This window comes from Chitinophaga sp. HK235, from assembly GCF_018255755.1.
Taxonomy (GTDB): Bacteria; Bacteroidota; Bacteroidia; order Chitinophagales; family Chitinophagaceae; genus Chitinophaga.
In genome coordinates this window covers 5,030,798-5,042,965 of the sequence record NZ_CP073766.1, presented here as the reverse complement: position 1 = coordinate 5,042,965, position 12,168 = coordinate 5,030,798, and the positions used below count along the sequence as shown (strand labels likewise).

At 46.4% G+C, this 12,168-nt stretch carries 12 protein-coding genes; 2 read left to right on the top strand and 10 right to left on the bottom strand.

Annotated elements, in window-relative coordinates:
- The first annotated feature begins 2 nt into the window (after positions 1–2).
- Positions 3–749: a succinate dehydrogenase/fumarate reductase iron-sulfur subunit gene (locus tag KD145_RS18785; protein WP_212000746.1), complete on the top strand. Its 747-nt coding sequence runs from the start codon at positions 3–5 to the stop codon at positions 747–749.
- 214 nt (positions 750–963) lie between these two features.
- On the top strand, positions 964–1,332 hold the full coding sequence (locus KD145_RS18780) for an IPT/TIG domain-containing protein (protein WP_212000744.1): 369 nt from the start codon (positions 964–966) through the stop codon (positions 1,330–1,332).
- Positions 1,333–1,485: 153 nt separating this feature from the next.
- Here the strand turns inward: KD145_RS18780 and KD145_RS18775 are convergent, their stop codons facing one another.
- From KD145_RS18775 to KD145_RS18730, 10 genes are all read right to left on the bottom strand, one after another.
- The gene (locus tag KD145_RS18775) at positions 1,486–3,033 is read right to left on the bottom strand and encodes an IS1182 family transposase (protein ID WP_212000741.1); all 1,548 of its coding nucleotides are present in this window, start codon (positions 3,031–3,033) and stop codon (positions 1,486–1,488) included.
- Positions 3,034–3,133: 100 nt separating this feature from the next.
- On the bottom strand, positions 3,134–3,862 hold the full coding sequence (locus tag KD145_RS18770; protein ID WP_212000739.1) for a DUF4377 domain-containing protein: 729 nt from the start codon (positions 3,860–3,862) through the stop codon (positions 3,134–3,136).
- 109 nt (positions 3,863–3,971) lie between these two features.
- The gene (locus tag KD145_RS18765) at positions 3,972–4,850 is read right to left on the bottom strand and encodes a hypothetical protein (protein WP_212000738.1); all 879 of its coding nucleotides are present in this window, start codon (positions 4,848–4,850) and stop codon (positions 3,972–3,974) included.
- A gap of 17 nt (positions 4,851–4,867) precedes the next feature.
- On the bottom strand, positions 4,868–5,488 hold the full coding sequence (locus KD145_RS18760; RefSeq protein WP_212000736.1) for an alpha-ketoglutarate-dependent dioxygenase AlkB: 621 nt from the start codon (positions 5,486–5,488) through the stop codon (positions 4,868–4,870).
- 39 nt (positions 5,489–5,527) lie between these two features.
- Complete coding sequence (locus KD145_RS18755; protein WP_212000734.1) at positions 5,528–6,154, bottom strand: DNA-3-methyladenine glycosylase; 627 nt, start codon at positions 6,152–6,154, stop codon at positions 5,528–5,530.
- A 54-nt stretch (positions 6,155–6,208) separates the two neighbouring features.
- Positions 6,209–7,201, bottom strand: coding sequence for a M28 family peptidase (locus tag KD145_RS18750; protein ID WP_212000732.1), 993 nt, complete (start codon positions 7,199–7,201; stop codon positions 6,209–6,211).
- Between the two features lie 21 nt (positions 7,202–7,222).
- Positions 7,223–8,719: a cysteine--tRNA ligase gene (gene cysS, locus KD145_RS18745; RefSeq protein WP_212000730.1), complete on the bottom strand. Its 1,497-nt coding sequence runs from the start codon at positions 8,717–8,719 to the stop codon at positions 7,223–7,225.
- 159 nt (positions 8,720–8,878) lie between these two features.
- Positions 8,879–9,985, bottom strand: coding sequence for an endonuclease/exonuclease/phosphatase family protein (locus KD145_RS18740; protein ID WP_212000728.1), 1,107 nt, complete (start codon positions 9,983–9,985; stop codon positions 8,879–8,881).
- A 66-nt stretch (positions 9,986–10,051) separates the two neighbouring features.
- Entirely contained in the window at positions 10,052–11,119 is a 1,068-nt protein-coding gene (locus KD145_RS18735; RefSeq protein ID WP_212000726.1) for an endonuclease/exonuclease/phosphatase family protein, read from the bottom strand.
- A gap of 93 nt (positions 11,120–11,212) precedes the next feature.
- Positions 11,213–12,157 (bottom strand): rhomboid family intramembrane serine protease, encoded by a 945-nt coding sequence (locus KD145_RS18730; RefSeq protein ID WP_212000724.1) that lies wholly within the window; start codon positions 12,155–12,157, stop codon positions 11,213–11,215.
- Between the last annotated feature and the right edge of the window lie 11 nt (positions 12,158–12,168).

Here is a 12,168-nt window from a genome sequence, read left to right as displayed (position 1 = left end):
GTATGCATATACGATTAAAAATATGGAGACAGGAAAACAGCCAGGTTGCTGGTAAGATGCTGGATTATGAACTGGCAGAAGTTGATCCGGATATGTCTTTTCTGGAGATGCTGGACATGTTGAATGAACAGCTGCTGGGAAAGGGCGAACGGACTATCGAGTTCGACCATGATTGCAGGGAAGGCATTTGCGGACAGTGCGGTGTGATGATCAATGGTCGTGCACACGGGCCGCTGAAAAACACCACCACCTGCCAGCTGCATATGCGCAGTTTCGGGGAAAGAGAGGTGATATATATAGAGCCGTTTCGTGCTACTGCTTTTCCGGTAAGGTGTGATCTGAAAATAGACCGCAGTGCTTTGGATCGTGTGATACAGGCGGGTGGTTTTATTTCAGTGAATACCGGGCAGGCGCCGGAGGCCAACAGTATACCGGTGGGGCATGGTGTGGCGGAAGCTGCTTTTGATGCGGCGGCGTGTATTGGTTGTGGTGCCTGTGTGGCGGTGTGTAAAAATTCCAGCGCTGCATTGTTTACCAGTGCTAAAATAACGCACCTGGCATTGTTGCCACAGGGAGAAATAGAAGCAAGAGAAAGAGTGCAGCAGATGGTAGACCAGATGGATGCGGAAGGGTTTGGTCATTGCAGCAATACAGAGGCTTGTGAAGCAGAATGTCCGCAGCAGATTTCGGTATTGCACATCGCTCGTATGAACTGGGAATACAACAAGTTGCAGCTGTTAAAAAAGTGATATGCTGATTGAATAAGGATGATACGTAGTAGTACGTAATTTTAAAATTTTGTTGGTTAACTCGATTGTTTTTACAAAGAATCGTCGTAAATTTGCGTCCGTTTTAATACCGATTATATACTGTTGCGGATAAGAGTTGCAACATGCGATAGTGTTAACCCGGATTTATTTGTAACAGGGTTTGTTACCCGCCCCCAAAAAGAAGTATAAAAACATGAAACATTTAAGAATGTTTGTGGTATCCCTGCTGTTGATGATAACAGCGATGACAGCTTGTACCCCAAACCAGGAAAAGAAAGAAACAGCTACAGTAGCCGGTAACGCCGGAAATTTTCTGATCATCAGAGGTCATGGTTTCAGCCAGGATAAGGCTTCCAACAAAGTGATCTTTGGTGAAGTATCAGCACAGGTATTGCATGCTGATGCTGATTATCTGCTGGTACAGGTACCAGAGCAGAAAGCTGATACTGTACAAGTGGTAGTAGCAGTAGGAGACAACATCTCCAACGCTATGTTGTTTGAATATCATCCCACACGGAAGCTGGTAGCTGCCGTGCAGGGACCAGGCAATGACGCCTATTAATAACACAGTGTTTTAGTTGTTATACCATAGCTTTATTAGTAAAGAAAGAAAAAGAAGCCGTCTCAAAACAAGAGACGGCTTCTTTGTTTGATATCCAGATTTTTATAATGATTTTGTGATTTTCATTTTTAGGAGTGAAGGGTTAGTCCGATTTTATGCTGTTTTCTTTCTAAGATTGTGAGCCATGGCCAGTAATCCTATTTCGGTGGTTATTTTATCCAACCCTTTCAGCATAAATCTTTTAAAGCCATGGTTATGCTTGATATTAGCGAAGACAGGCTCCACATCGTAGCATCGTTGTTTGCGCTTCTGTATACCTTTTTTCGTTTTTAATCGCTTGTCAGCCAGAGATTTAAGGCGATTTAGATTATGATTTACTTCTATGACACGATTTGTTGGTTGTTTATGGCATTGCGTCCGTAATGTACACCCCTCGCATGTTCTAGCCTGATACGTAGTTATCGTTTGTTCATAACCGTTTTTGTTTGTTTTGGGGAATATGCTTTTTCTGCGCATTCGCTGGCCAGCAGGGCAGATGTAATAATCTTTTTCAGCATTGTAGGGTAAGTTTTCAACCTTGAACTTTTCCGCTGCTTTAGTTGACTGGCGCTGATTTCGGTCGAAGGAAGTATGCTTTACATAAGCTGTGATCCGCTTGTTTTCCAGCCACTGATAGTTCTGTTCACTACCATACCCTGCATCTGCTGTAATATTGCTGGGTACACGCTTATATTGATTTATATACTGTTGGAGGTGATTAATTAAAGTGGAAGTGTCTGTAGTCTGCTGATGGAGGCTGTAATTGACGATATATTGATTATTAGTACTTATTTGAAGATTATATGCTGGTTTGAGCTGACCATTCCCCATATGGTCTTCTTTCATTCGCATAAAGGTGGCAGAGGGATCGGTTTTGCTATAACTATTGCGGTCTGTACCTAAGATTTCTTCTTGCTTTTCATACTTCTCCAAGGCTGTAGGCCAGTTACGGCGAGCATATCCCAGCTTTTGTCTGATCTGCTTATCTACTGGTTTGTCTTTGATGGCTTCATTGATAGCGGCTATTGTTTTACTGACTTTTTCGCTGTCTATTTTGTCATAGCCAGATGGGTCTGTATCATCATCTAACTCTGAAGCTGCCACTGATTGGGCATATTTCCACAAGTCATTTAGCTGCTGTTTTATTTTTTCTTTGCTATTCTTAATACCATTGCCCCATACAAAACTATAGCGATTGGCCTGGGCTTCTATCTTTGTCCCGTCAGTGTATAACTCTTTTATGTTTAATAAGCCTTCTTCACATAACAGCAGGACCACTTGGGTAAATATAGGCTGTAATACTTTTTGTAGGCGTTCGCCGCGGAACCTATTGATAGTATTATGATCAGGTTTACTCATTCCGCTTACCCACATAAAGTGGATGTTCTGTCCTAGTGCTTCTTCTATTTTACGACTGCTGTAAATGTTATTTATATAGGCGTAAATAAGAACTTTCAATAGCATTCGGGGATGATAACTGCTCGTCCCTCCTGCTTTATACCGCTTTAATAATAAAGTGATGTCGATCTTTTCGATCACATTATCCACAACACGGACTGGGTGATTCTCTGCTATCAGATCTCCAATTTCGGGTGGAAAAAGCATCGCCTGGTGTTGTAGGTTTGCTTTAAAGACTACTGAAAGTGTTTTTCCTTTGGGCATGCTATAAAAACCAAAAACACCTCATTTGGTTTGACCTTACATAAAAAAAGAGGGTGCCTTTTGATACACCCTCTTCTTTTCTTAATGAGTGAGTAAGTAGTTATTTATTTTCCTTGGGCTGCATACCAAACATCAGTACCAATTTGTTGTTGTCGTACAGGTTGAGTGTCTGGTCTGCTACATCATACCGGAAGTTGTGTTCACCGATCATGGTCAGAAATTCGTGTTCACGGCGCATTACGTTTTCATCCATGCAGGCCATTCTGGTGCTGATGGGCATGGTAAAGCTGATGTTTTCACCACTGGCGTTAAAACCACCGGAGATGTTGTTGCATCCGCCTTTGCCGTGAAAGCGTTTGGTGGCCGGATCAAATTCAACCCAGATACCGGATTGTGTGAGTACGCTATCACCCATTTTGATCAGGTTCCATCTTTTGCTCGTGATAAATGCCCACAGACGGCCATTTTCAGTATTAACTGTTTTTTCAGCAGCAGTCGTATTTACTTTTTTCTTCTCCAATACTTTCCGCAGCGTGTATTTAATGGATGAGCCATCGGCCGGAGGATTTTTAATGGTAGTAACCCTTACTAACAATTTGTAACGATAGCCGGGAATATATTTAAATCCTTCGATGTTGGTGAAGAGGTTTGACCACGCTGTATCCTTGAGTCCCTTTATCTGCAGGCATTCCATGGGGGCTACGCCGGTGCAGGGTTCTTTGGCTTCTTTCACATAAATGGTCTGGTTTCTTGCGGGCTGCTGCTTTTGCACGGGTTCTCCGGGTGTCATCAATGTAGTAGCCAGCGTCAATGCTAATTCGAAAAACATAATTGTGATTTTAATCTTTAACAACAAAAGATACCTGACGGTTTACTTTTGTCAGTATACCTCTTGTTTGCAAAAACGCTGCCAGTGTGCAGAAAGTTACAATCAGTGTTTACGATTTCATCTTTTCTATGCGTTGGATGATGGTGTTGTAATAGGCCCGTTTATCTTTTCCGGGAAGACTTACAATCCGGATATCATTGGCGGAAAGTAGGTCCAGCTTGAATTTGCAGGCAACCTTTAGCTCTTCCGGAATATAGTAGTAGATGATATTGGGCACCGGAATATTTTTATGATGAAATTTTTGCCGGGCTCTGTAGGTGAGCAGCCACCAGAGGTCTGTTTCCACAAAATCGAGCGACAGTCCGAAGATGTGGATGTCACGGGTAAAGAAAAAATCTATCCAGGAATGGAAGTATACCTGTTTGGCGTGTATGCGTCTCAGTAAGGAAGCCTTTGGTACTTCCTTGTTGGAATAGAAGGTGCCGCTGACCACATAGTTACGCATCAGTTGCAACTGACCGCCATAATGTTCAAAGCCCAGGTTGATGCTCATGGGGTTGAGGCAATCACCGTGAATATGCCAGTAGTGAATATCATCCATGGTATATTTCCGGAAGATGCTGTAGAATTTTTCATTGATAAGACTGGTATTCTCAAACGGGGTGCGGCCTTCGAGGGTGAACTCATAGTTGGTGGTGAGGATATGCGCCGGCTTGAGTGCTCTGATTGCTTCATGGATGCCGTTGGATTTTATTTCAGCGGCTTTGATGGCAATAAATGCTTTCAGTTCCCTTTCCCGCATTTTTTCTCTTTTGATGGCGGTTAGAAACACTTCTTCATACAGCAGCGGGAATGGTTTTTTATCATCCAGTTCCACGCAGTCGCCTGTATGACAGAAGGTGATAATATCCTGCAACAGGTCTTTCCAGCTTTGTCCGCTGGAAATGTTGTTGATATCATTTCCAATGAGTAAAATAAGGTTGTTCATAGCAGGTGTATATGGTTTTACGGGTGGATAAAGCGGAAGGTGAGGTTGATCCTTCCGGAGATCTGGCGGCTTGTTTTGGGTACCTGGTGTTCCCAGTATTGCTGCAGGGTCCCTTTCATGATGAGGAGGGAGCCGTGTTCCAGCAATATTTCATACTTCAGGTGATGATCACTTTTATAGCGTAACAAAAAGCGGCGGGCAGCGCCAAAGTTAACAGAGGCGATAACTGGCTGAGGGCCCAGTTCCGGCTCATCATCAGCATGCCATCCCATAGAGTCGCTGCCATCACGGTACAGGTTGAGCAATACACTGTTGAATGTGGTGCCGGCCGTTGGGGTAATACGGTCGCGAATGTCTGTTAATGCTTGCGTCCAGGGCTGTGGCACAAACGTATTGCCTGAAAAACTGTAGGAAGTGGCTGCATCGCCATACCAGGCCATTAACCGGGGAAATAAAACCTCTTTGCCGTACATCCGCATTGATTCCTGTTTCCAGGCGATGGTGTCCAGCAATGTCTGCATATACGTATCACTTTCCGCTTTATTGAAAAAGTGCGGATAATAAGCCAGTTCTCCGTTCTTTAAACTGATGACATTCCCGGGGGCTGGTTCATCGAATAGACTTCCCTGCAAACTCATAGCACAAATTTAGTGAGGTACTACGCAACGTATTTACATTCAGGAATCTTTCCACTGCCAGAGATAGCGGCAGGCATGGGTTCGGTAAGGAGACCATTTATCAGAGATCGTTTTCATCTTTTCCCTGAAAAGCTTTTTATTACTGGGGTCGAGCTTATACAGTGTGGTCATGGCCTGCTGTATGCCCAGGTCGTCGATAGAGAAAATATCCTCCCGATGAAGGTGTGACATCAGCAGCATTTCCACCGTCCACCGGCCCACACCCTTGATACGGGTGAGGCATATGATCACGGCTTCGTCGTCCATTTTGTGGAGTTTGGCGTCTGTAAGCTTTTCCGTCAGCACGAAGTTGGCTACATTTTGCACATAGGATACTTTGGCATTGGACAGGCCAATAGCACGCAGTACCTCCGGCGGTGTATCCATCACCTGTTGGGGAGTAGGTTCCTTATGGCTGTAAAGGGCCAGGAAACGGGCGTAGATCACGTCAGCCACTTTGGTGGAGAGCTGCTGGTTCATAATGGCCTGCATCAGGCGCACGGCAAAATTCTTTCGCTTTACCCGCGCCGCCAGCGGGCCGGCGATAATCTTCTGCAGCTTTTTGTCTTTGCAGAGATGAGCTATATAAGCGTGCTCCGTTACCGGAGTACCAGATGGGCTGGGCATAAACTATCGGTTAAATGTATATATCCTGTAAATCCTGCACTCCGGCCGGTGATATCAATAGGTAAACGGCTGGTTATAAATCACCTGCAGAATCGTTTGCCCTACTGCTTTTAATGTTTTGGTGTCAATCACACTCATGTTATCATTCTGGGTATGCCAGTGCGGAGCAAAATTGCCGTTGGCTTGCCAGGCGATAATATCAAAAGTGGGGATGTTGGCCATGGTGTTCACATAAATGTGGTCATCCGTAATGTAGGAGCCGTTTTTCTCGTAACGGAAAAAGTCGGAGTATCCCAGTTGATTGGCCACGTCCCAGAACATTTTCATAGGCCCGTAAGCATATTGCTGGGAAGAACCTTCCATATAAAACTGTGAACCGCGACCGCCTACCATGTCCAGGAGTATGCCGTAGTTGGCTTTATAGCCCTTTACATGCGGGTTTTTAGCCCAGTACTGGGTACCCAGACAGAAAGAGTTTTCATTGTCTTTTACGCCATAATCCTCTACGTCTACCAGCAGAATGTCTACCCCTGCTTCCGGCCGCTGGGCACGGAACTGCCGGGCAGCTTCCATCAGCACGGCTACACCACTGGCGCCATCATCAGCACCATCCAGTTTACCCTTTTTATCAAAGGCATCTTCATCAGCCCAGGGACGGGTGTCCCAGTGGGCGAGCAACAGCACCCGCTGTTTGGCAGCCGGGTTAAAGCTGGCGATGATATTGATACAGGGCAGGTTCTCTTTATGAGGGCCGGTAACGGTGGTGCGTTGCACATATACCGTATCTGCCCACTTCCGCAAGGTGCTGATCATCCAGTCTGCACATTTCTGCTGTGCCGGTGTATTGGGTATCCTAGGGCCAAAGCCTACCTGTTTGGCGGTATAGGCATATGCGGAATCCGCGTTGAAGGCCGGTACGGGCACGGCCAGTTTGGCCACTTTACTGGCCCCGGTGCTGTCCGCAGTATTTTCCGTTTTTGTTGACTGCTGTTGACAAGCGCCGGCCGTGATGGCCAGCGTTGTCAAAATGATCAGAGCTTTACGCATTATCTTCTTCAAATATTTAGCTTATTGAACACTGTAGGTAACAGTACCGTCTTTTTCATCCTTGAGCTGGATGCCAATGCTCAGCAGCTCATTGCGGATCTTGTCGGAAGAGGCATAGTCCTTACGGCTTTTGGCCTCCTTACGCATGGATATCAGCATCTGCAGCACACCGTCGAGCAGATGGTCATCACTGCTTGCAGGTGGCTGTTGTATGCCCAGGATGTCTATCAGATAGGTTTGCCAGGTTTGCTGCAGCAGGGCGAAGGTGTCTTCGCTGATCTCATGCATCTTGATCTGACCGCCCTTCAGCGAGTTGATAACCGGTGTCAGCTCAAACAGGTTGGCCAGCACTTTGGCGGTATTAACGTCGTCGTTCATGAACTCCGCGCATTCCAGGCACCAGTTGCGCACCTGTTTGTCCAGCTCTTCGTTCAGTGGGCCAGCGGCTGCGCTGTAGCTGAGTTTCTGCAGCGTTTCATGAGCAGCCCAGAGACGCTGCAATCCTTTTTCCGCGGCCTGCAATGCTTCGTTGGAGAAGTCCAGTGTGCTGCGGTAATGGGTCTGCAATACGAAAAACCGGATGGTCATAGGGCTGTAAGCCTTGTCCAGCTGTGAATTGCTGCCGGTAAACATCTCCGTCAGTTTGATGGTGTTGCCATAGGCTTTACCCATCTTACGTCCGTTGATGGTGATCATATTGTTGTGCATCCAGTAACGGGCCATCATATCGCCATGGGCAACCTCACTCTGCGCGATTTCGCACTCGTGGTGAGGAAACTGCAGGTCCATACCGCCACCATGGATATCAAACTGGTGACCCAGGTATTTGGCACTCATAGCGGAGCACTCGATATGCCATCCGGGGAAACCTTCACCCCAGGGGCTTGGCCAGCGCATGATATGTTCAGCTGGTGCTTTTTTCCAGAGGGCAAAATCTGCCTTGTTGCGTTTGTCGTCCTGTCCTTCCAGTTCACGGGTGGTTTCCAGCATGTCTTCCAGAACACGGCCGCTGAGGATACCGTAATCGTAGCTGGCGGCATATTTTTTCACATCAAAATAAACACTGCCGTCTACTTCATAGGCATATCCCTTTTCCATGATCGTTTTGATCATTTCAATCTGTTCTATGATATGGCCGGTAGCGGTAGGTTCAATGCTTGGTTCCAGGCACCCGAACTGCAACATCGCCCAGTGAAACAGATTGGTGTATTTCTGCACCAGCTCCATGGGTTCCAGCTTTTCGAGTACGGCAAACTTGGAAATCTTGTCTTCCGCAGCACGGCCTTCTTCTTCAAAGTGGCCGGCATCCGTGATGTTGCGTACATAACGCACTTTATAGCCCAGATGCTGCAGATAACGGTATACCACATCAAACGTGATGTAGGGGCGGGCATGGCCCAGGTGAGATTCACCCGATACGGTAGGACCGCACACGTACATGCCTACGTGGCCAGGGTGTAAGGGGGTGAATACTTCTTTCTGACGATGTAATGAATTGTATATTCTGAGTTCTGACATATGCTGTAATTAAGAATGTCCGGTGGCGTGCCGTTAACAACACGCTTTTTCTCCGGTGGTGGATGGCAAAGATAAATATTGTTTCAGACGTAAGTTAAAAGTCCGGGAACAACATCGGTCAGATCTCAAAATATTAAACATTTTCATGATAATTTATACTTATTTGTTTACTTCTACTTCCCGTAAACCGCCGCCGATAAGGCTAAGGTTTGCGATAACCGGATAGTGGTCAGACAGGTCTGAAATAATCTTCCGGAAGCTGTTGATTCTAAAATCGGTGCTGGCAAACACATAATCGATGCGCAGGGTAGGGGCCAGCCCTCCGAAAGTACGCCCTACACCCAGTCCTTTCTTCAAAAAGGCATCCTGCAGATCACCCTTGATGGTAAAATAGGTATACGAAGCCGGGGTGTCGTTAAAATCCCCGCATACGATCACCGGGTAAGGACTTTGCCGGATAAAATTACCTACAATATCGGCCTGTTGACTGCGACGGATGTATGCCTCCCGCATTTTCTGGATGATATTTTTGGTGGCCACCAGCCCGGTATCTTCCTGGTTCTTGATTTTTTTGATATCAGTATAATCCTTTTCATTGAACCGATACGATTCCAGGTGCATATTGATAATGCGGATCGTATCATCATCCTTCACAATATCCGCATAGATCAGGCTTTCGCTCAGAGGACCCATACTCATTTTTACCTTGTCGGACGCAATAATAGGGTATTTTGAAAAGATGATGGAACCCCAGTGCTGCATACCATTGCGGTTAAAATCGCTGGAGAAAAAGCGATAGGGCAACTTCATCTCTCTGGAAATATCTTCCCGGTTGTTAAAATCGTTCTTTTTCTCCGAAGTATAAAAATCCTGGAAGCAGGCGATGTCCAGTTCCTGTTTTTTAATCAGGGCAAACATAGCCTGGCGGTTGTATTTACTGTCTTTTTCCCGGTAAAGGCCAAACTGGCTGACGTTGTAGCTCATCACCGTCAGGCTCTCTGATGGAGGGGCCGGCTTGTTGCCCGCCGGCAGGTTAAATGCCAGAAACGCGCTGATAGACTTCCATCCCAGGAACAGCGCGATCAGGGATAAAAATGCATACCGGTAGTTGAAAAACAGCCATCCAACCATAAACACTACCAGCAGCCCCAGTAAAAAAGGAAATGCCAGGGTGATAAAGCTGATCGGCCAGAACCAGGCCGGTGAAATGTACGGTGCTAGGCAGGCGGCAAGAAACAGTAACACCACTCCTAGGTTGATGATCACAAAAACGCCTTTCGTAAATAGTCTTAAGAATCGCACCGCGTTTCCACGTTTGTTGAATGAATAAAGTTAGTGTTTTTTCAACGACAGACGGGATATTACCGGGAAATGCTCTGACGTTGGTGTTTTCAGGACCCGGCATCCTTTGATATCAAAATGCTGGTCCGGCAGGATATAATCGATCCGTAAGGTGGGCGACAGATACGACAGTGTACGCCCCCAGCCAAAGCCTGTTTGCAGGAAAACATCCTGCAGCCCGGCTGCTGCGGTATGATAGCTGTAGGAGGCTGGTGGATCATTAAAGTCTCCGGCAACGATCACCGGATAGGGACTGGCTGCGACCAGTGAGGCCAGTTGCCGGGCCTGCGCAGTCCTGCGACGAAAGGTGCGCTTCATTTTCCCCATCACCAATACAGGATGTGATCTCAGGTTGCTATAATCATTACGGGAAAACATATACGAAGTAAACTGTACACTGAAAACCCGTACCGTGTCCTGCTGGATAACAATATCTGCCTGCAGGAAACTACGCCCGCTGCCATTGGCTTCTTCATCACATGGGATGGCCGTAGCAGCAGCAATGGGGTAGCGGGAAAAGAGAACGATACCGTAATACCACGTGTTCCAGGATACCTGGTCGCAGGTGAAGTAGTGATAAGGATATTGGCCGATGTTCCGCAGGGAATCTATATGGTTTGATAATTCAGGATGATCGTTGGTGTAAAACTCCTGCATGCACAGGATGTCGGGCCGGCTCTCATTGATCTGCTGGAAAACAGCTGCTCGTATTTGCGGATTGATCTTGTAGGATTGTAATCCCATGCTGCTGGTATTATAGGTCATCAGCGTAAACTCCCGGCTGCCGGAAGTTTTGGTGATATTGTCCTTGGGCAGTATATGGAATCCCCACGTACGTAAGGCGGGCCGGAGACATAATAACAATGCAGCGATGGTATAGAAAACATATCTTTTTTTTCTTCGCCATATCCAGAAAGATAGCGACAACAGGCATAATAGGAAAAGAAGTGGAAAGGCGAGGGGGGCAAATCCGGCTATCCAATAATCGCCGGGGTTAAGTAAGGGGAGGTAGGCACTTAACAACAATGAAACGAGCAACGGTACACAAACAAATTTCATTTAGGGATTTAATTATTTAGTCATTTGATTATTTGATGTATAGTAAGATATTACTTTAATGACCAAATCACCAAATGACTAAATAACCAAATATTATTTGGAAGACTTGCTGGCCCGCAGCAATGTTTCCCGTTCTTCAGGGGACAGGGAGTCCAGCCCCATTTCATTGATCTTATCGAGTATTTCGTTGAGGCGTTGTTCAGGCACCTGTCCGACGCGGCGGAAAGGCTGATTTTCTCCGGCAGCGGGGATATTTTGGGCTGCGCCTTTAAGATCTTCCGGATTAATCCGCTGAGCAGCCGGATGAAAAACATGGGTTAATTTGAAGAGCAATCTGTTGAAGCCTGCACCCCAATCACGTCCTTTTCTCCAGCTGTACATAAACAACAGACCAGCAAGACCACCGCCTGTAATCTGGATCAGATAGGCAATGCCGCTGAGGCTTGTTACACTGGTGGCTACAGACAGGCCCACATATACCACGGTGATGATCCAGAGAGGAATACCACCTGCCAGTAAAGGGAAAATACGGTAGCGGGGAGAGATGAGGGTAGCGCCTGCTGCCATGGCCATAATGCTGGGAGAAGCTCCCATAATGGCACCATTAGGCAGAAGAGCGTGCAGGGCCGGAATTGCCTGTACACCCAGTATGTAAAACAGGTTGCCTGTCAGGCCGCCAAAAAGGTATATCGGCAGGATACGCTGATGGCCTGCAATATGTTGCAGGAAAGTGCCGAAACACCATAACCACACCATATTGGTAAAAATCTGCCACACTTCTATGTGAGTAACCAGAGAAGTCAGCATTGTCCAGGGGCGAACCATCAGTTTGGCCGGATCAGCTGGCAACCGCAGCCAGTTCATAATATTTTTATAGAAAATAGCCTCTCCATCTTTCCCTACTTCCATCTTGTAAATCACAAGTGTAAAAAGGAGGAATATAAAAGCAGTGAGGTTAAAAATCACTAGTTGGGTGACCATATTCCGTTCTTCTCCGAGGGAGAGGCGGGGCATTTTCTCTTTTTCCAACGCATGCATGGTACGAGTAT

Bases quoted from the DNA above. Each gene is read 5' to 3' on its own strand.
- KD145_RS18785 (WP_212000746.1), top strand. From the start codon at position 3: ATGCATATACGATTAAAAATATGGAGACAGGAAAACAGCCAGGTTGCT.
- KD145_RS18780 (WP_212000744.1), top strand. From the start codon at position 964: ATGAAACATTTAAGAATGTTTGTGGTATCCCTGCTGTTGATGATAACA.
- KD145_RS18775 (WP_212000741.1), bottom strand. From the start codon at position 3,033: ATGCCCAAAGGAAAAACACTTTCAGTAGTCTTTAAAGCAAACCTACAA.
- KD145_RS18770 (WP_212000739.1), bottom strand. From the start codon at position 3,862: ATGTTTTTCGAATTAGCATTGACGCTGGCTACTACATTGATGACACCC.
- KD145_RS18765 (WP_212000738.1), bottom strand. From the start codon at position 4,850: ATGAACAACCTTATTTTACTCATTGGAAATGATATCAACAACATTTCC.
- KD145_RS18760 (WP_212000736.1), bottom strand. From the start codon at position 5,488: ATGAGTTTGCAGGGAAGTCTATTCGATGAACCAGCCCCCGGGAATGTC.
- KD145_RS18755 (WP_212000734.1), bottom strand. From the start codon at position 6,154: ATGCCCAGCCCATCTGGTACTCCGGTAACGGAGCACGCTTATATAGCT.
- KD145_RS18750 (WP_212000732.1), bottom strand. From the start codon at position 7,201: ATGCGTAAAGCTCTGATCATTTTGACAACGCTGGCCATCACGGCCGGC.
- cysS (WP_212000730.1), bottom strand. From the start codon at position 8,719: ATGTCAGAACTCAGAATATACAATTCATTACATCGTCAGAAAGAAGTA.
- KD145_RS18735 (WP_212000726.1), bottom strand. From the start codon at position 11,119: ATGAAATTTGTTTGTGTACCGTTGCTCGTTTCATTGTTGTTAAGTGCC.
- KD145_RS18730 (WP_212000724.1), bottom strand. From the start codon at position 12,157: ATGCATGCGTTGGAAAAAGAGAAAATGCCCCGCCTCTCCCTCGGAGAA.